This window comes from Algoriphagus sp. SE2 (assembly GCF_039563885.1).
Lineage (GTDB): Bacteria > Bacteroidota > Bacteroidia > Cytophagales > Cyclobacteriaceae > Algoriphagus.
In genome coordinates, this window is record NZ_JBCLWJ010000003.1 from 189,445 (window position 1) to 209,696 (window position 20,252).

The 20,252-nt window shown below is 36.9% G+C and carries 15 protein-coding genes; 9 read left to right on the forward strand and 6 right to left on the reverse strand.

The genetic code is table 11. The features are described from left to right. Window positions 1–17 precede the first annotated feature (17 nt). From AAGF08_RS04930 to AAGF08_RS04950, 5 genes are all read left to right on the forward strand, one after another. Window positions 18–560, forward strand: a complete 543-nt coding sequence (locus tag AAGF08_RS04930) for a heme NO-binding domain-containing protein (protein WP_343509970.1) — start codon at window positions 18–20, stop codon at window positions 558–560. Then, window positions 557–4,627: a PAS domain S-box protein gene (locus tag AAGF08_RS04935; RefSeq protein ID WP_343509971.1), complete on the forward strand. Its 4,071-nt coding sequence runs from the start codon at window positions 557–559 to the stop codon at window positions 4,625–4,627. The genes AAGF08_RS04930 and AAGF08_RS04935 overlap by 4 nt, the downstream gene beginning before the upstream one ends. After that, window positions 4,624–5,118 (forward strand): phosphoheptose isomerase, encoded by a 495-nt coding sequence (locus AAGF08_RS04940; protein WP_343509972.1) that lies wholly within the window; start codon window positions 4,624–4,626, stop codon window positions 5,116–5,118. The genes AAGF08_RS04935 and AAGF08_RS04940 overlap by 4 nt, the downstream gene beginning before the upstream one ends. 140 nt (window positions 5,119–5,258) lie before the next feature. Next, the gene (locus AAGF08_RS04945) at window positions 5,259–5,645 is read left to right on the forward strand and encodes a response regulator (RefSeq protein WP_343509973.1); all 387 of its coding nucleotides are present in this window, start codon (window positions 5,259–5,261) and stop codon (window positions 5,643–5,645) included. 10 nt (window positions 5,646–5,655) lie between these two features. Next, window positions 5,656–8,361, forward strand: coding sequence for a DUF4184 family protein (locus tag AAGF08_RS04950; protein ID WP_343509975.1), 2,706 nt, complete (start codon window positions 5,656–5,658; stop codon window positions 8,359–8,361). A gap of 70 nt (window positions 8,362–8,431) precedes the next feature. On the opposite strand, the gene AAGF08_RS04955 is transcribed toward AAGF08_RS04950, so the two are convergent. Then, window positions 8,432–9,277, reverse strand: coding sequence for an N-acetylmuramoyl-L-alanine amidase-like domain-containing protein (locus AAGF08_RS04955; protein WP_343509977.1), 846 nt, complete (start codon window positions 9,275–9,277; stop codon window positions 8,432–8,434). A gap of 180 nt (window positions 9,278–9,457) precedes the next feature. Here AAGF08_RS04955 and AAGF08_RS04960 point away from each other — a divergent pair, with 180 nt between their 5' ends. Further along, entirely contained in the window at window positions 9,458–11,836 is a 2,379-nt protein-coding gene (locus AAGF08_RS04960; protein ID WP_343509978.1) for a right-handed parallel beta-helix repeat-containing protein, read from the forward strand. A 78-nt stretch (window positions 11,837–11,914) separates the two neighbouring features. Here AAGF08_RS04960 and AAGF08_RS04965 read toward each other — a convergent pair whose 3' ends face one another. Beyond that, a complete protein-coding gene (locus AAGF08_RS04965; RefSeq protein ID WP_343509979.1) occupies window positions 11,915–12,151 on the reverse strand; it encodes a hypothetical protein in 237 nt (78 codons plus the stop codon). Window positions 12,152–12,479: 328 nt separating this feature from the next. Between AAGF08_RS04965 and AAGF08_RS04970 the strand changes: the two genes are divergently transcribed. Together AAGF08_RS04970 and AAGF08_RS04975 are read left to right on the forward strand one after the other, a co-directional pair. Continuing rightward, window positions 12,480–14,711 (forward strand): DPP IV N-terminal domain-containing protein, encoded by a 2,232-nt coding sequence (locus AAGF08_RS04970; protein ID WP_343509980.1) that lies wholly within the window; start codon window positions 12,480–12,482, stop codon window positions 14,709–14,711. Between the two features lie 12 nt (window positions 14,712–14,723). Beyond that, entirely contained in the window at window positions 14,724–16,124 is a 1,401-nt protein-coding gene (locus tag AAGF08_RS04975) for an aminopeptidase P family protein (protein ID WP_343509982.1), read from the forward strand. Between the two features lie 191 nt (window positions 16,125–16,315). Here the strand turns inward: AAGF08_RS04975 and AAGF08_RS04980 are convergent, their stop codons facing one another. From AAGF08_RS04980 to AAGF08_RS04995, 4 genes are all read right to left on the reverse strand, one after another. Continuing rightward, window positions 16,316–17,242 (reverse strand): S41 family peptidase, encoded by a 927-nt coding sequence (locus tag AAGF08_RS04980; RefSeq protein ID WP_343509983.1) that lies wholly within the window; start codon window positions 17,240–17,242, stop codon window positions 16,316–16,318. A gap of 179 nt (window positions 17,243–17,421) precedes the next feature. Further along, window positions 17,422–17,709 (reverse strand): hypothetical protein, encoded by a 288-nt coding sequence (locus AAGF08_RS04985; protein WP_343509984.1) that lies wholly within the window; start codon window positions 17,707–17,709, stop codon window positions 17,422–17,424. 349 nt (window positions 17,710–18,058) lie between these two features. Then, window positions 18,059–18,499, reverse strand: coding sequence for a hypothetical protein (locus AAGF08_RS04990; RefSeq protein WP_343509985.1), 441 nt, complete (start codon window positions 18,497–18,499; stop codon window positions 18,059–18,061). 208 nt (window positions 18,500–18,707) lie between these two features. After that, complete coding sequence (locus AAGF08_RS04995) at window positions 18,708–19,181, reverse strand: cupin domain-containing protein (RefSeq protein ID WP_343509986.1); 474 nt, start codon at window positions 19,179–19,181, stop codon at window positions 18,708–18,710. A 394-nt stretch (window positions 19,182–19,575) separates the two neighbouring features. Between AAGF08_RS04995 and AAGF08_RS05000 the strand changes: the two genes are divergently transcribed. Continuing rightward, window positions 19,576–20,232 (forward strand): DUF4369 domain-containing protein, encoded by a 657-nt coding sequence (locus AAGF08_RS05000; RefSeq protein WP_343509987.1) that lies wholly within the window; start codon window positions 19,576–19,578, stop codon window positions 20,230–20,232. Window positions 20,233–20,252 lie beyond the last annotated feature (20 nt).

Below are 20,252 nucleotides of genomic sequence, written 5' to 3' on the forward strand. Positions count from 1 at the left end.
AATATAAATGGTAATCTATGTACGGACTTGTAAATAAATCTATCCAAGAGCTCATCACCACAAATTTCGGGAAGGAGAAATGGGAAATAATTAAATTGAAAAGTGGAACTGATATTGATTATTTTATCAGCACCGAACCTTATGATGATTCTGTTACTTATCAATTGGCTAAAGCTGCATCTGACGAATTGAATATTTCGGTTGACGAGGTATTGTTTGTTTTTGGAGAGTGGTGGATTTTAAAAACAGGAACTGAAAAATATGGAGGATTAATGAAAGCTGGAGGCAACAACTTAAAGGAATTTTTAATTAATCTTCCTTTATTTCATGACCGGATCATGCTGATCTATCCAAATTTGACTCCACCTGAATTTATGATTGATGATATTGAGGATCATTCATTAGTACTTCACTACTATTCAAAACGGGAAGGCCTGGTAGGATTTATGAAAGGGTTAATTTCCGGACTTGGCAAAATGTTTGAAACGCCCGTCGAAATCAACCATATTTTTGGAAAGGAGAATGGGCATGATCATGAAGCATTTAAAGTAGCTTGGTGAGCAAAAATGATTTACATATTGAAATTAAGAAAGGGCATATTGACAGGACCTTTCCATTTCATTTTGCTGTTTCAAAGGATGGTATTATAAGTTTCTTTGGGCCTAGTTTTTTTAAATTGATGGGTGATGTCAAAGGGACTTCATTTGAGGATTTATTTCTGATTCAAAGGCCAAAAAACGTAAAGTTTGATTTCAATAACCTTACTAAAAACGAATCCAAGACCTATTTATTAAAACGTAAGTCAGATATCGGAACCCTATTTCGAGGTCAATTTGAGTATTTTGAGGATAATGATCTGATTTTATTTCTAGGTTCGCCCTGGTTTAGTTCGATAGAAGAACTCGTTTTGAATGATTTATCGATTTCGGATTTTGCTCCATTAGATCCATTAGTGGACCTACTTCATTTGATTAAAAATCAAGAGTTGGTTACCTCGGATTTAAAAGAATTAATTGACACAATTACTAGCCAAAAAGAAAGTCTTGAAAATTTATCTTATGTAGCCAGTGCCAATTCTGATGGAATTATTTTCACGAAAGAAAATGGGCAAATTACGTATGTGAATGAAGGTTATTTAAAGTTAACTGGTTTTGAGTTGAATGAAGTTTTAGGAAAGACCCCAATAGAAATGGGGAAAGGAGAAGAGACAGAGAACCACGAACTGAAAATAATGCTGGATTCATTTTATAAAAAAGAACCATTTAAAGTTGAGTTAAAGCATTATCGAAAAAATGGCACTTGGTTTTGGGCACGAGTTAATGGTCAGGTAGTATTAGATAAGAAGGGGGGGTTCCTTCATTTTTTTACGCTTTTGGAAGATGTTACCGAAGAAAAATTATCTAAGAAAAAGATAAAAGAATTTGAAGAAACATTCAGGCAGGTGTTGGAATTTTCTGGTGATAATGTCTGGGAGTATGATTTCAGGACCGGAAAAACGATCTTTTCTAATAAAGCAAAAAACTTTTTGGGTCTCAAATTTGATCAAAATACTAATCTTGAGGAAGTTTGGTATTCACACGTATTTAAAGATGATTTAAAACTTTTAGAAGAAAACGATCAGAAGTACAGAGAAGGGAAAATTTCTTCGCATCAACTGGAATATCGAATGCTTCATGAGGATGGCAGTATCAGATGGGTGAAAGATAGGGGCATTGTAATAGAAAAAGATAATGAAGGTCTTCCCTTAAAAATTATTGGAACTCATTCGGATATTACGGATCAAAAAAACACAGAAGAAGAGCTCACCAACCTTAATGATAAATTGGGAAGTGTGTTGAATGAGTTAAGAGATGTTATTTGGTCTGTGACCTATCCTGAAATGAACGGAATCTTTTTTACTCCTTCGGCTGAAGATCTTTTTGAATTGGATATGGAGACTATGATGAAAGATCAATCCTGGTGGGCCAAATCCATACACCCAGATGACCTACATATTTTAGATGATATCATTAAAGAGGTGAATGAAAATAAAGAATATACAAAAGAATACCGAATTAAAACCCCTTCCCAAAAGATAAAGTGGGTCCAAAACAAAGGGAAGTTAATTTTTGAAGATGGGGAACCCGTGAGAATGAATGGGATTTTAGTTGATATCACTGATCGAAAAGAGACAGAAGCGCTTTTGGAAAGTCAAGAACAACTAAAAAACATATTAATTGATATTTCATCCACTTATATCAATATTGATTTGGAGGAAGTTGATGAAAGAATAAATGCTTCTTTAGAAAAAATAGGCGCATTTGTAGATGCTGATAGAGCTTATATTTTTTCATATGATCTTAATGCATTTACCTGCTCCTGTACCCATGAATGGTGCGCTAGAGGTATTTCCCAAGAAATAGAAAATACTCAAAATGTACCTTTAGAATATGTCCCTCAATGGTATGAAGTACACTCAAAAGGACAGTCATTTTCAGTAGAAGACGTATCCCTGCTTAAAGAAAAGGGCATGCAAGGTTTGTATGAGATCTTAGAACCTCAGGGCATTAAAAGCTTAATCGCAATCCCAATGATGTTTAAAGATGATCTTATGGGATTTGTAGGCTTTGACTCGGTAAATAAACAACATACCTATTCCAAAAAAGAAGTAGAGCTTTTGTTTGTCTTTGCCCAAATGTTGGTCAATGTTCAAAAAAGAAAACAGTCGGAAAAAAGATTGTTTCAACAAGAGGAAAAATTCAGAAATATCATTTCAAATATGAATTTGGGACTTCTTGAGGTGGATCTGGAAGAAAATGTGCTCCATGCGAATCAAACATTTTGTAAAATGGCCGGATGGGAATTGAAAGATTTGGTAGGGAAAAAGGCCATTGATCTTTTGTTGAATGAATCAGACAAACAAAGGTTACTTAGCAAATCTGAAAGTAGGAAAACAGGTATTTCAGATTCCTATGAATTAAAATATCAGAGACCCAATGGAGAATTTAGATGGTGGTTTATTAGCGGTGCACCAAATTATAATGATAAAAATGATTTAATCGGATCTATCGGGATTCATCTAGATATTACCGATCAAAAAAGACTGGAAGAAGAATTAATCAGGCAAAGAGAAGAGGCCGAAAAGTCTAAAAGAGCAAAAGAGACTTTTTTTGCAAATATGAGTCATGAGATTAGAACTCCTATGAATGCGATAGTGGGAATGGGGGAACAATTGGCAAAAACTGACCTCAACAATCAACAAATTAAATACATTCAGGCTATTCAAAATTCCGCAAGCCATCTAATGGTAATCATCAAAGATATCCTTGATTTATCAAAACTTGAAGCTGGCAAAATGACTATTGAGTCGATTGGTTTTAGACCAAAGAATTTAATAGAACATGCATTTGGAATGGTGAATGAAAGGGCTGAAAGTAAGGGTTTAGAATTCTCTGTTCAAAACTTTGATGATAGAATTTGGGAAGTGCTTATTGGAGATCCGATCCGAATAAGCCAAATTATTCTGAACCTTCTTTCTAATGCAATCAAATTTACTGAAAAAGGGAAGGTAAATCTTCAGTGCGATCTTGTTTCGGAAAATAGCAGAGAGCAAAAGATAAAGTTCACAGTAGAAGATACTGGCATTGGAATGGAAGAATCTTTTATTAATAGCAATTTCGAAAAATATGTGCAGGAAGATACTACTATCACAAGGAAGTATGGAGGGACTGGACTGGGCTTGAGCATTACTAAAGAGTTGATTCAACTCATGGAAGGGAGGATGCAAATTGAGTCAAAAAAAGGAATTGGGTCAAAAATTTCTGTTGAATTAAACCTGTTGAAGGGGAATGAGGATGATCTGCCAAAAGATATTCCTATTTCCATCAATCATGCTTCCTTCAAGGGAAAAAAGATTTTGATTGTCGACGATAATGAATTCAATAGACTTGTGGCTTCAACTATTCTGGAACAACATGATATGATCACTGAATCTGCAGTTAATGGAGAAGATGCGGTCAATGCAGTCAGAATGAATTCCTACGATTTAATTTTAATGGATGTACAGATGCCGGTTATGGATGGGATTAAGGCAACCAAAATTATTAGAGAGGAGTTAGGTTCAGCTGTCCCAATTATTGCCCTTACAGCATTTGCTATGAAAGGTGATAAAGAGAAGTATCTTTCAAAAGGAATGAATGGGTTTTTGGCTAAACCATTTCAGGAAAATGAATTGTTACACTTGCTCTCGGAATTTTTCAAGGTAAAATCTATTCAAGAAACTCACCAAAGAAATAGCGAAATAGAACAAGCGGATCGTTATTCCTTGGATGAATTGGTTGCTATTTCAAAGGGAAATTCTGAATTCATAAAGAAAATGATTGAAACCTTTCAGACCAGTACACTAATTTCATTGGAACAAGCCAAAAAAGCTTTCAAGGAAAACGATTTTGTTCAGGTGAGGAAATTGGCGCATAAGATCAAGCCATCCATCAAAATGCTTCGAATCCATGAAGTTAGTGATGAAGTAATTGAAATAGAAAAACAAATAGAAGAGCAAAAAAAGTCACAGAGAATGATTTATTTGATGGACCATTTAGATCAGGTTCTTCATTGGGTAGCAAATGATTTGAAATCAAAATATAAATGAAAACAAAAGAAGAAATATTCGACTATGCGGAATCCCTTATGGATAAATTGGGATTTAAAATAATTAAACAAGATAGAGAACGTCCTTGGGGAGGCTTTCTGGTATTAGATGAAAGCCAGGCGGCTGAATTTGCAAAGGAATTTTTTCCAGAGGAAGATTTTGAATCCCTGAAGATTTCCGAAAAGTTAAGCCCAAAGATTTTATTGGTAGCACCCGCTAAGCGGTTAAGTTGGCAATATCATTTTAGAAGAGCTGAGATTTGGAGATGTGTTGCAGGCAAGGTAGCAGTGGCAACAAGTGACAGTGATACCGAAAAAGAAATCAAAACCTTGGTAGAGGGAGACAAAATTAAATTAAAGCAAGGCGAGAGACATCGCCTCATAGGCTTGGAAGATTGGGGGGTGGTGGCAGAGATTTGGCAGCATACAGATGCATCCAATCCATCAGATGAGGAAGATATCGTACGCCTACAAGATGATTTTGGAAGATGAATTGAAGTATTTTGATTCCAGTTTCTAGAAAATAATTCCAATTTTTGGAAAACTTGATTTTAAAAAGTGCCTTAGATCGATTCTAGGGCACTTTTTTGTTTTGGTCTCAAATTGGAAATAGGAGATGGAAAATAGAAACAATGAAAAATATTAAAATTTTACCGGCCTTTATAGTAGATGATGATCCTTTCTGGTCAGCAATTCTTAAGCAAATCCTCACTGAAATTGGCTTCTCGAAAGTTTTCACTTTTGAAAGTGGTGAGGAGTGTCTCAAACACATTCATCTCAATCCAGGATTAATCTTTTTGGATTATCAAATGGAGAATTCAGATGGATTGGAAATTCTTAAAGAAGTGAAGAGTTATTATCCGGGAATTGAGGTTGTTTTTTGTACCGCTTTGGAAAATCTAGAGGTAGCAATTGCCGCAATTGAATTTGGCTCTGTAGAATATTTGTTAAAAAGTAATGTCACAGAAGAGCTAGTAAGAGATATCGTTTCCAATTTTCAAACTGCTAAAATAGCTTAATCAAATCACTATGCCTTTTACATTTTCACATCCTGCAGCTATTCTTCCTTTTTCGAATACAAAAAACCGTCTTTCCCAGACTGGTTTGGTGATTGGAAGTATTGTACCTGATTTGGAGTTTTACTTAAAGTTAAAATTGGGTGAAAATATAGGGCATAAGATTTCGGGAATCTTGATATTTGATCTTCCTGTTGCCATACTTTTCGCAGTGGTATTTCATTGTATCATTAAGTACCCATTGTTTAAAGCAAGTCCAGCTTGGATTAAATCCAAAACGGTCAAATACCTTGATTTCAATTTGATTTTGTCTTTAAAAAGAAATTGGATATGGTTTCTAGTTTCAATCATCCTTGGGATTATTAGTCACTTAGGATTAGATGGGATGACTCACTATGATGGTTGGTTGATTCAGCTCTTCCCACTTTTTAAAAATGAGCTATCTGTTTCTGGATTTTCGTTTCCAGTGTATGAGTTGCTACAATACAGCTTTAGTTTATTTGGGTTATTATTTGTTGTAAATTTCCTTTTAAACTTAGAATCAAAGTCGATTTCAAATTCAAATCAATTCAGAATAGAAAGATTTTGGTTGATAAGCTTCGTAGGATTTGGCTTGGCCATACTCACCAGAACAATCTTTTTCCCTGAATTCATTTCTTTTTGGGATGTTTTTATGATGTGCGTGGGAGCATTGATCTACGGTTTATTTATAGCCTCTATAGTTGAGAAAATACTGGAAACTAGAAGATTAAACAGTAATAGCGAGCTCAACAAATTTATCAATTCCCGAAGTGTTGATCCAAGGCTCGAAAGTAGATCCTTTTTTGTAGAGCAAGATAAATCTTTTGGAGTGTTCGGCAAGGGTATAATGCATATGGATAACCTCATTGACAAATCCAAGGTCGTTGTCAGTCAGTCCACGAATATCCAAATAAACCAAGTTGCAGTCTCTCTTCAGGATTTCGGGCAATTTGCTTCTCAGGATTTCGGTGGAGCTTCCTTTGGCATCACCAATCACTTCCACTTTCAAAGCAGGTTTTTTCTCGCCTGTTATCAAAAAATCACTGATTTGTATTTTCATAGTATCAAGAGTTTGAAGAAATATATTAATACTCCTGTTAAACTTATAGGCTTTTTGGGATTAATTTTATTTCCTTTCCTCGTGAATGGACAAGGTGAAGCTATAGATCCAGCGAAAAGAGAGCAGTTCATCCAGAAAGCCAGCGAACTGAGAAGTGAGGAAAATTATGTGGGAGCTATTTCTCAGTTAGACAGCATTCTTATTAATGATCCCACTGATGCACAAATTTTATTATTCAAAGGAGATTTATGTTTACAAAATCAAGACTTTGGCCAGGCTGTGGAAGTTTTCAATAATTTGATTCCTTTAGACTACGAAAGTACCATTGTAAAAATCAATCTTTCCTATGCACTTTTTATGAGTAAAAAGCCTTCCAAAGCTTTGGAAGCTGCTTTTAATGCCTGGAGCCAAGATCAAGAGAATAAAAGTGCCACCGTCAATTATTTCAATGCGATGCTTTGGAATATCAAAACTAAAGAGGCTGAATCTTTCCTTTCTGAGAATATAAATTTGGTGGATCCAGATCAGGCATTGGTAATGAAAGCAAGGTTGTATACGACAGCGGGTAATTATTCCGATGGTCTGGCGTATTACGATACGTTGGTTCAAAAATTCCCAAAAGCTCCTTATATCCAAGAATATACGGAGGTTTTGATCGGTAAGAAACAATGGAAAAAATCCGAATTTTTGATCAGTACTTATGAGACAGAGCTGTCCTCCTCTCAGATTCAAAAATTAAAAGGAATGATCAATGAAAGATCTGTGCAAACTGCTGGAGTAATGGTTGGATATTTTGCGGATGTCGCAAAAAACACAAGAACAGAACAATCTATTTTTTGGCAAAATCAAAGAAACGCACCACTACAATTAGGTTTCCGAGCAGGGTCAAGCCAGGTAAAAGCACCAGAAGGTCAATTAACTAAATCTAAATTTTTGTCAGGTGCTGCGAATGTTAATTGGAATCAAGCTTGGCAAAGTAGTGCTGAGGTTGTTATACAACAAGTAAGCCCCGATACTGGTGAATCATTTATGGGAGTGACCGGTAAATTCGAAACCAAATTTCAGCCGAATGATAGAAGAATGTTTGGTTTGACCTATAGCTCTGATCTGTTGAATTTTACAGCTGATTTGTTAGGTAAGAACATTAGAAGTCAAAACCTTGGTTATTTAACCCACATCATGTTTGGAGGAAAAACTGGGTTCTATTCTCAGGCCAGCTATGGCATGCTTAATGATCAGAATTCTAGAATTCAATTCTTTGGATCTATCTATCGTTTGCTGAGAACAGAACCGACTTTAAAAAGTGGGATTAATTTTTCTGCCTTGGGCTATAGTGATTCTGAAACTGATTTGTACTTCGCCCCAGATAGATTTTTGAGTACTGAGGTATTTGTGGACTATAGCACCCCAATGCCTTTAGTATCAAAAATGGCTTTAAAATTTCAGGGAGCCGCAGGTTATCAGAAAATAGAAAATCAAGATTGGGATCCAAGCTTTAGAGTACAAGCAGAATTGAATTATCGAGTTAATGGCTTTGATTTTGGATTGAATGGTCAGTTTTCTAATGTGGCTGCCTCCTCTGGAACAGGCTATAAATTTCAATACTTCACTTTAAGAGTAAGTAAAAGTTTTAAATAGAGTGCGAAACAGTTGTTTCAATCACCCCTGCCTTTCCCATTTTGGTTATAAGCCAAAGGGAAGGGCTTTTTTATGGATTTTTTAATCTTGCTACCATAATTCCGCATTGACTCTTATTTCCTGCTAAGTAGTCACTAAGTGGCTTTTCTGAGATTTCTACTTCCATATTTTTAGAACTAGCATGGAGTAGGTGAATTCTTCCATTTTTTTCAATAGCAAATCCTGTATGTACTATATCTAGATTGGGCATCGAGGTTGTAATGGCGATTAAATCACCTGATTGAATATTCTTTTCGAGAGAAGCGATTTCTGCTTTTGGAATAAAGAAGTATTCACGTTTGGCTATTATTGATTCAGCTTCTTTGATGGCACTTAAATTCTTTGCTTCACTTAGCTGTCTGTAAAATTGAGGATTTTCAGACATGAAAGTTGGCGCATTGGGGTAGGGAGCCCCCCCTATTTTGGAGGTAACATCTTCTATGATTCCTTTTTCCTGATTTTCAAAGATCCAATCGGAGAAATAATGCAGGCGAGAAGGGTAGCCTTTATTGATTCCATCTCGATATCTGAGTTGTTCCAATTCACTTTCAAAGTCTTCAAAGGTAAATTTCCCTTCTTCTACTAGTCTGGTCATGGTTACTACTGTTTCTAAAAAAGTAGTACAGTCCAGTCCTGTGAGATTAATAACCAATTTTTCAGAACCTGGCAGTTCTAGTGTTTTTTCGACGTATGGCGTTTCTAGAAACCACTTACCGATTTCTATGTTGAGCTCGTTTGCTGATTTGTCTAAATAATTGCCCTCAGAAAGTGTAGCCAGATAGTTTTCCAGTTTTTCACGGCTTTCAAGGGTGCATACGGTTTGGGCTTGGGTGAAAAAGGAAATCCAAACGAGTGAAAAAGCTAGTAGAAATTTCAATTTAGGAGAGTTTTGAATGTGTCGAAATCTACTTCATTTTTTAATAAATGGAAAAATAAATGATAAACTAGACTGTCAGAACGTATCTTAAAATTCATTTAAATTTCAAGAAACCTCTTACAATAAACTTGGCTACTAGAAGAAATCCCACTATTCTGCATAGAAAGCACTCTATTTAACATGAGATCAATTTTAATTAAAATCCAGTTTACCGTCCTTCTACTTTTTGCTTTGCAAAGTTTTTCTCTTGGGCAAAAAGCGTTTTACGTTTCACCAAATGGTAATGACGGAAATCCAGGGAATGAAGCATCACCTTTTTCAAGTTTAAGTTATGCTAAAGAAGTCATTAAGGACTTCAAAGCTAATAACCTTAATGAATCTGTGTCCTTGATATTGAAAGATGGGACTTACTATCTTGAGGAATCCTTGATTTTTGAAGAAAGGGAATCGGGTACAGAAGATGTTCCTTATATAATAAAAGCAGCTGATGGGGAGAAAGTGGTGATTAGTGGTGGAAAGTTGTTGGAGTTAAATTGGAGAATTCAGGGTGACTTACTAGTTGCCAATGTCCCGAAAGGGTTCGATTTTTCTTCGCTTTATATCAATGGTAAAAAGCAGATCCGAGCCAGATACCCAAATTATCAGGAAGGAGTTAATCCTTTTAATGGCTTTGCTGAAGATGCACTTTCCAAGGAAAGAATAGCCAGTTGGAAAAATCCTGAGGGTGGTTATATCCATGCTTTGCATCAGGGTCGATGGGGAGGAATGCATTATATGATCACCGGAAAAGTTGGAAAAGACAGCCTGATTTATGAAGGGGGGTGGCAGAATAACAGGGAAAGTGGATTGCATCCCAGATTCCGTTATGTAGAAAATATTTTCGAAGAACTGGACAGCCCAAAAGAATGGTTTCTAGATCCCAAAAAAGGGCTTCTGTATTTTTTTCCTGAGGAAGGTATAGCAAGAGAGGATATCCAGAAAGTGGAAGTTGGGCTTTTGGAAAACCTGATCTCATTTAAAGGAAATTCTGAAAATCCTGTCAAGCACATCAAAATTCAGGATATCACTTTTACTCAAAGTTCACCCACATTTATGAAAACTGAGGAACCTTTGATGCGAAGTGACTGGACGATTTATAGAAATGGAGCTATTCTTTTAGATGGAACGGAAAATATTTCCATTGAAAACAGCAAGTTTCAGGACCTAGGAGGCAATGCAATTTTCGTTAGTAATTATAATAGGAATGTTGCAATCAAAGGAAATTTGATCGAGGAAATAGGAGGCAGTGGGATAAGTTTTGTTGGAAATCCGGAAGCTGTACGCTCCCCATCTTTCAACTACCATGAGTTTGTTCCAGAGAATGAAATTGATACTATTCCCGGACCGAAAACTTCGGATTATCCATCCAACTCCTTTATTGCTGATAATTTGATTAGAAATATCGGAACCATTGAAAAACAGGTAGCGGGAGTTCAGATTGAAATGGCGATGGATTTGCATTTAGTGCATAATACTATTTACAATGTTCCAAGAGCTGGCATTAACATCGGTGATGGTGCTTGGGGTGGGCACATCATTGTACTCAATGATGTATTCAATACCGTAATGGAAACGGGCGATCATGGGGCTTTCAACTCCTGGGGAAGAGATCGATTTTGGCATCCCAATAGAGAAACCATGAATGAATTAGTTGCTAAGCATCCAGATTGGATAAAGTTTGACGCCATTAAAACCACCATTATCCGTAATAATCGATTCCATTGCGATCATGGATGGGACATTGATTTAGATGATGGGTCCAGCAATTATGAGATTTATAACAACCTATGCTTGAGCGGAGGAATTAAACTTCGGGAAGGATTTTATAGAACGGTTTATAATAACATTACCGTAAATAATGGCTTTCATCCTCATGTTTGGTTTAAAGAAAGTCATGATGTTTTCACTCGAAATATCGTGATGACATCTCACAAGGAGATCGGGGTGGATTATTGGGGAGATAAAGTTGATGAGAACTTTTTTACTTCTGAGGCCGATCTTGAAAAAAGTAGGGAGTTTGGAGTAGAAAACAGCGGAGAGTTTGGGGATCCTGGTTTTATAGATCCAACGAATGGTGATTTTAGACTTAAGGAAGATTCACCGGCAATTCAGGCTGTAGGATTTGAGAATTTCAACATGGATGATTTTGGTGTGACTTCGGTAGAATTGAAAAAGATAGCTGAATCTCCAAAAATCCCATTGCTATTATTTGAATCTGAAAAGGACAAATCAGAGATCCTAGAATGGCATGGATTCAAGGTGAAAAATATGGAGACACTCGGTGAGCAATCTGCAGCAGGGTTAAATGAGATTACGGGTGTTTTGGTGATTGATATACCTGAATATATGACTGGCACTGCTGCAAATCAACTTCAAAAAGGTGATGTGATTTTAGGATGCTATGACGATGAAATCAGCGATATTATTTCTTTGATGAAATCTGAAAAAGGAAATAATTGGAAGGGGAGATTAGTCCTTAAAGTTTGGAGAAATCAGGGGTTTGTTACTTTGGAACTATAATTAGCTTGTTAAAAGGGGTTTCAAATCTTACGGATTGACACTCTTTCAACTAGTGATGTCATTTGACTACAATCTCATCTACGAATAGAAATCCATTTTGAACGTTTGGTGCAAGTACCTTGATAAATCTGGCTTTTTTTCTTCTAGAGAACCTTTGAAGTCTTTTAGGACTTTCTCTTTTTCTGATACAAGAACATCATTTTCTATTCGAAGTACAGTTTCAAAAATTTTCCCATCAGAGGATAACGAAACTTCCATGTACCCGGGCTTAAATACGCCTGGTCCTGCCCCTTGCATAAAGGTTGCCGAAATCAAATTCAAGCTAGGTTTATCTCAAAGGCAGCCGTGATTTGGTAGAAGGTGAAACCAATATTGCAAAAAAGTAGGTGGCTTGTAGATATAAAAAAGGGGATATCTTTTTTGAGTTAAGCCATTCCTAGTTCTACATATCGACTTTTTTCTGAACATAGAGGTAAGATTTCGAAGAGATTCAAATGATTTTAAATGACGCCTAATCTTTTTGGTAAGAACACGTAGAGCTGAAAGGCTTTTTAATCTATCAAATTATTGCCTAATATTAGTTTTGACATTGATTTGTCTACTTATGTATTTTACGTTTTTGAAAAAGTAACTATAGAGCAAAATGAAGAAAGGGATAGGGTTTATTGCGATTTTTTTATTGGGTTTTATTGGAAATTTGTATTCTCAATCCCAGCTAACCTTACCCGATATTTATTCTAATGGAGTCTATAATCAGAATCGGTTTGGTCCTATTCGCTGGATGAAAGATTCCAAAGGATATTCTAGCATTGAAAAAAGTACCATTCAGGAGGGCGATGATATTGTTAAATATGATGCCCTTACCGGAAACAGAACAATCTTAATATCGGCTGAAGAATTAATTCCTTCAGGGAGCAGTAAACCAATTTCTGTGGCAGATTATGTCTGGTCGGAGGACAATAGCAAGCTCCTAGTATTCACCAATACCAGAAGAGTTTGGAGATATCATACAAGAGGTGATTATTGGGTTTTAGATTTGAAAACGCGTAAACTGAGTCAGTTGGGCAAAGGTATTCCCGCCACCACACTGATGTTTGCCAAATTTTCTCCTGATGCATCAAAAGTGGCTTATGTAAGCCAAAACAATATTTTTGTGGAAACCCTTGGATCAGGGGAAATCAAAAAAGTAACCTCTGATGGGGGAGAATTTACCATTAACGGAACCTTTGATTGGGTATATGAGGAAGAACTGAGTTGTAGAGATGGATTTAGATGGAGTCCCGACGGAAAAAACATTGCCTATTGGCAATCAGACACTAGAAATGTCGGTACTTTTTATCTGATCAATAATATTGATTCAATCTACTCTAAGCCCATTCCTTTACCCTATCCTAAAGTAGGGGAATCGCTTTCAGCTGTTAAAATCGGAGTAGTCTCTATTGAAGGAGGGGAAACCAAATGGTTTGATGTTCCTGGTGACCCTAGAAATAATTATCTGGCTAGAATGGAATTTATTCCGAATTCACAGGAAGTGATGGTGCAGCAACTCAACCGGCGCCAAAACATCAATACCGTATGGACGGGTAATATCCAAACTATGGGTTTAACCAAAATTCTGATTGAGGAGGATTCGGCCTTTTTGGATGTCCATGACAATATTAGGTGGTTAGAGGATGAGAAATTTTTCACCTGGACCAGCGAACGGGATGGTTGGTTGCATTTATACAAAGTTTCCAGAGATGGCAGTCAGATGGAATTGATTACTCAAGGAGACTTTGATGTAGAGCGAATCAGCCATATTGACCCAGCCAATGGGTATGTGTATTACATTGCCTCCCCTGAAAACTTCACTCAGCGGTACCTTTATCGAAGTTTACTGAGCAAAATTGGAAAAGCGGAACGGATCACTCCGGTGGAATTGTCTGGACAGAATGCCTACCAAATTTCAATCGATTCAAAATTTGCCATTCACACTTTTCAAAACACCACCACTCCTCCTGTTTATTCCTTAATTAACCTGCCAAACCATAAGGAAATCAGGATGTTGGAAGATAATCAAGAATTAAAGGACAAGTATTCAGCCTTGGATCTAAATCCAAAAGAGTTTTTTAAGGTGGATATTGGAGATGTGGAATTAGATGCATGGATGATAAAGCCAAAGGACTTTGACCCAGAAAAAAAGTATCCACTTTTGTTTTATGTCTATGGAGAGCCTGCAGGAGCTACCGTGCAAGATTCCTGGGGAGGGGGGGATTTATGGCATCATTACATGGCTCGTTTGGGATATGTAGTTATCAGTATCGATAATCGTGGTACCAAAACTCCGCGGGGCAGGGAATGGCGTAAATCTATTTATGGTCAGATAGGAATTCTGGCATCCTACGATCAAATGAATGCTGCAAAGCAAATACTAAAAACCTATGACTTTATAGATTCTTCCAGAGTAGGTATCTGGGGTTGGAGTGGAGGAGGGCAGATGACGCTCAATGTGATGTTCCGCTATCCTGAAATCTATAAAGCAGGTTTGGCGGTATCATTTGTATCCGATCAGCGGCTTTATGATGCCACCTACCAAGAGCGCTACATGGGACTATTGGAAGATAATCAGAAAGGATATCGAGACGGTTCCCCAATCACTTATGCGGAAAATTTAGAGGGAGAACTCATGATCATCCATGGAACTGCCGACGATAACGTTCATTACCAGAGTTTTGAAATGTTGGTGGATAAATTGATCAAATACAATAAACAATTCTCCATGATGTCTTATCCAATGCGCTCTCATGGAATAAACGAACGTGAAAATACTTCCCTTCATCTCAGAGAGACCATGAAAACCTTCTGGTTGAGAAGTTTACCAGCTGGAGGAAGATAAATTGAAGTACTTATGAAGACCTTTTCAAAAGAAACATACCTCGAACGTAGGAACCAATTAAAAAGAAAAATGGGATCCGGTGTTTTGCTTTTTCTCGGAAATGAAGAAAGCAGCATGAACTTCAAAGACAACTGGTATCCATTTAGGCAGGATAGTACGTTTCTCTATTTTTTCGGGTTGGATATGCCCGGACTCACTGCAGTGATCGATGTGGATCAAGATATAGAAATTATTTTTGGAGATGACTTGACCACCATAGAAACTATTTGGCAGGGCTCGCATCCTCCATTATCGGATTTGGCTTCTGATATCGGGGTTGAGAAAACTAAATCAAAAAGCGAAATCTCCAAATTCCTTGACACAGTTGATCGACAAAGAATCCATTTTCTTCCTCCCTACAGGCCTGAAAATAGCCAAAAATTAGAGAGTTGGTTGACTAAATCACATCTTGAAATTCAGTCCTTAGTTTCAGAGAAATTCATTAAAGCGGTCGTCTCTTTGAGATCTATAAAGTCGGAAGAAGAAATCCTGGAAATCACCAATGCAGTGAACATGAGTGTGAAAATGCATAAGCGGTTAATGCGGGAAGCAAAGCCAGGCATGAAAGAATATGAACTTCTTGGGCTGGTGAACCATGAAGCGATTTCCTCAGGAGGAAGTGTTTCATTCCCACCCATCATTACGATTGATGGACAGATTCTTCATAACCATAACTATTCCAACACGCTAGAAGAAGGGAAGATGCTTTTGGGGGATTTTGGAGCTGAATCAGCCATGCACTATGCCGGTGATATTACGCGTACCATTCCCGTCGGACCTAGATTTTCAGATTCTCAGAGAGATATTTATCAGATAGTACTCGATGCTTATCAATCTTCTGTTTCACTTTGCAAACCGGGAGTAAGATTTAAAGATGTACATCTTTCGGCCTGCAAGAAGTTGGCTGAGGGATTAAAAGATCTGGGGGTTATGAAAGGGAACTTGGATGATGCGGTACATCATGGGGCTCATGCACTATTTTTCCAATGCGGTTTAGGTCATATGATGGGGATGGACGTTCATGATATGGAAGACTTGGGAGAGCAATATGTAGGATACAACGATGAATTACTTAAGAGTACAGAGTTTGGTCTGAAGTCACTCAGACTCGGTAAAGAACTTGAAAAAGGCTTTGTCATTACAATTGAACCGGGTATTTATTTTATCCCTAAGCTGATCGAACGATGGGAGGGAGAAAAATTACACAGCGATTACATAGACTATGCTGCACTTGCAAAATTCAAGGATTTTGGCGGAATCCGAGTGGAGGATGGCTTTGAAATTACAGAGAATGGAGCGAGACTTTTAGGGAAACCTTTGGAAACAGAAATCAGTGAAGTGGAGGGGCTTAGATCAGGTGTTCTTAGCAATTAAGCCAACTTCATCCTACCATTAAAGGTAGTTCAGTTTAAATTATCTTGGTGGATTGCACCTCATTCATTTTTTTTATAGTAAAGATTACAAAAGAAAAACCTGACACATTGGGCCAGGTTTTTTTCTTCGGGGATAGTTTTAGCGGGAAAGTAGCTTTGAATTGTAAGAATTGATTTCCAATCTATATTTCTTCACTTTTCCGATAATTGTAAGGCCCGTTCCATTACAGGGTCTTTTTGATGAAGAATAACTAATGCAGAAGGTCTGATTTCTTCATCCGGTAAAATCCCTCGATTTTGGTCAATATTTTCCCCTAAATCTGCCATATGAAAACCTATTCTTGGTATTCCTAGATCAATTTTGGAATGAGGCAGGGTGACAATCGAGAAGAACCCACTGCTATTCCCTTCAGCTCCTCCTGCTGTCTCTTCTCCGATAATAAAAACTCTTTGGTCCGATTGTGCCTTAGAGGCAAACTCAGTGGTTACGGAGAAACTTTGACCGTCTAAGAGTAAAACAACTTTGCCTTTAAATGCCAAGGGATGTGGTTCTTCTAATTTGAGGCCTGAGCCTTTTACAAATTGGTAGATTCCATCTTTTTCTTTGGAAAATGAGTTGGCTATTCGAAAAATCTTGGAAGTGTGATGATCAAAGTCGACAGATGAATTGGGGCGGGTACTTAGGTATCTATAATAATGAAAAGGTTTCAACGCTAGGTATTTGTAAAGCTCAATTCCCAATTTTTCATTTCCTCTTTCATTTCCTCTAAGGTCTAGAATTAGGTTGGATATGCCTTCTTCAGAAAGCGTTGTGAAAGAGCTTTTAAAAAACTTTTTTAAATCTGGCTCTCCCTTCATCGAGAAGAACCGATCAATTTTAAGGACAGCAGTCCTGTCATTCACTTTTTTGAATGAAAAGGGATCTTGAGATGCTGGGTAAGTTTTCTCAATTTCGGTTTTGCTGATACCTTTTCCTTCCCAAGTTTGCTGGGTTCCATTCACAATCCAATCAACCCTATAGGAATCTGAGATACCATATTCAGTAGCATAATAGGCAGAGAAAAATCGATTCAATTCATAATATTTTCCTCCCAGACTTTCTCCATCCCCATAAGTCAAACTTTGAAGAAGTAGTTTTTTATCTCTTGAATGGGGACTCCATTTATAGCAAGTACCTCAGGTAATTCAGGAATAGCCTCATTTAAAAAGTGATGAATTGCATAAACTTTATCCTGCTCAAAATATAATTTGATCGGGAAAAGATTGTCCTCAAAAAAAGCATAATGCTGGTCTTTTCCCTAAACAATCCATTTGATATGACCGTCTTTTAGTTGAACCAAAGCAGGTCGTAGCAGCTTGTAAAATTCCTGCTGAGATAGTGGCTGGTTAAGACCTTTTTCGATGGTTTCAAAGAGCTGATCAAATTCTTCCTTTGTGGTATATCGGTACATTTCAGGATGAAAAGTCTCCAGAGCTTCCTTGAAAATATGGAAGTCACTCTTCATCTGTTCAGGAGAGAGTGTTTGTGAGTAAAGTCCTTGGGTAAAAAGGTATAGTATTACAAGAATTCTAAATCGATTTTTCATGATTTTCATTTTTAATCCAGATGCTGTCGGGTTTAAAAAGGTTGCTTAACAACTGAAAAAATTTGAAACGCTGCAAACTTTGAAAATGGGGCTTACTAAAAGGAGGGTCGTGTTCGCTTCCATTAATACCGAGGTCAAGGACCCTTTTCTGATTTTTTGAAAAAGTGGACATAAAAAAACCTGACATTTTCGTATCAGGTTTTCTCGTTATATCTCTTTTAAATTCAATTCTTTAGGCTGTTTTTTATTTTAAAAAATCTTAATTTTCAATTAAGTAGTTCCAAGAAATATTAAAACTCTGGGTAAATTTTATTTAAAAATCACCATTAGCTGAAGGTTGTTTTTTTCCTCAATACGAGATCGAATTATAGCCCAAAGCCTGTAATTGAAGAACGCGTATCGTGTAAGTTTCTACGACATCCAATCCCGGAAAAAGCTGCTCTTTTGAAACTCCAAGTCTTTTCATCGCGACACTACAAATACTAACCCGGACTATGCCTTTATACTTCTCAAAATACTTTTCAAGTTCAGATTCTTTCATCATCGTTTTGACGACTGGGCCTTTCATTACAATTTCAAAATTTTCAATCTCGACTCCATTTTCTATGAAGGTATCATATACCGATAATGCGCTTTTGAAACCATCCTCATCTTTTACTCCAAAGACATAGTTTGGTGTTTTACTGAGGTCGGTAATGGTTTCTTTTTTAAGGTTTGTCTGACCGAAACAGGTTTCATTTCCAAGAAAAATGAGAGTAAGTGTTATGAGGCATAAAAGTGATTTTTTCATATTCGAAGCTGGGTTTGGGAATTCTTATAACATAAGAAGCTTAAAAATAAGGATTTTGTAGGAAAGAAGGGGAGGAAAGTGAAAACGTAACGTAGGAAGTAAAGTAAAAAACTTCTAAGAAATGAGTGGCTTTTGCTCCCCCTGTTGACAAAAGCTGCAGCTTAGTAGTTAATCATTAAATTTTGATTCTACTACTTTGATGGATTTTTTATTGGTTTTTTAAAGTTTGGGCAACTTGATCATAGGCTTCTTGTGAGAGAACCTCTGTCCAAATAGTCTCTCCACTATAGATAGCAAGATAGGTAACGTCCTTTTCTTTGGAAGATGCGTGCCAATGCTCTATGTCAGGAGTACATTTCAATATATCCCCCTCTTTCAAACGTACGGGATCTTTCCCTTTTTCTTGATAATACCCTTCACCCTCTACTATGACCAATACTTGAGAGGTGGTATGTTTATGCCAATCCAAAGTTGAATTTGCTTTAAAAGTCGCTTTGGTTATGTTGTAACTGAACATTTCATCTGCTCTCAATAGTCCATTTAACCAAGCTTCCCCAATATAGTGCGTGTTGGGTGCTTTATTCCCTTCTTCATGGTAAGAACGGATTGAGTAGGGGTTGTTTTGAGAAAATCCCAAAAGCGGAAGACATAGTAATGTTAAAAGGATAAAGGATTTCATCATATGAGGAGTTTTTTCGGAATATAGCAATAAAAACCCCGCATTTCTGCAAGGCTTCTCCTCCTCCTTTATTGAAAAATGCAGCTGGGTCGAGCCTTAAATATTGAAAAATAAAGATCCCATCAAATAGGAGAAGTTTTTTTCCAAAATAAATCCTCAAACTCCCTAGCGCTCATTTATTATTTCATAAAATAAAAATTGAGATCCAAGCTTGATAATGCACTTTTTCAAAATAATTAGGACAGCTTAAGATTTATGACAGACCATCTTTTTTCAGTCTATAAATCAATTAAAGTTTAGCTGTTTAACTTATACATCGAGATAAGCCAAATATACATCCTAGTCAAATACTTCTTTTTGAAAGCTAAACCTTTGGATAAATCAAAATCTAAAAACTATGCGTTTCATTCTTATCTTAATCGTTCTTTTGACTAGTTCGCTCACAGGATTCACACAATCTGGCTATGAAATTTTTGGAAAGGTGTCAGGCCTGGGGGATACTTCTTTACTGGTCTTGCATTTCAATGGTAATGAGTATCCAGAATTAGACACCATCCTCACTCAAAATGATCAGTTTCATTTTTCGGGCTCGGTCAAAGCACCCTATTTTATCCAACTACTCAGATATACCTCTGAAGGGCAAACCAAAAAATTGACTGAATTCATCCTTGAAAATTCAGCCATTACGATTTCAGGAAGTTCTTTAGACTATGAGGATATCCAAGTCTCGGGTTCTGAAAGTGATTTAATCTTGAAAGAGTATTTGGAAAAAGACGGGGAACTTAAAAGTAGGCTTCTTTCCCATTCTGAGGAAAAATCTATTGTTGATCAAAGTCCAACAGCTGCTAATAGATTAGCACCAAGAGTCCAGCTTCTGAAAGAGTATGTGAGAAAATACTCCGATACAGTTGTCGGTTCTCTGTTACCTAATTTTTGTCATATCGAAAATGAATTATCACAATCAGATTACGATGAAATTTACACATCGCTAGGCGATGAAGCTCAAAATTCCTACTACGGGCAGCTCATTAAAGAAAAAAGCAAAAATCAATAAAATCATTTACATTCATCACT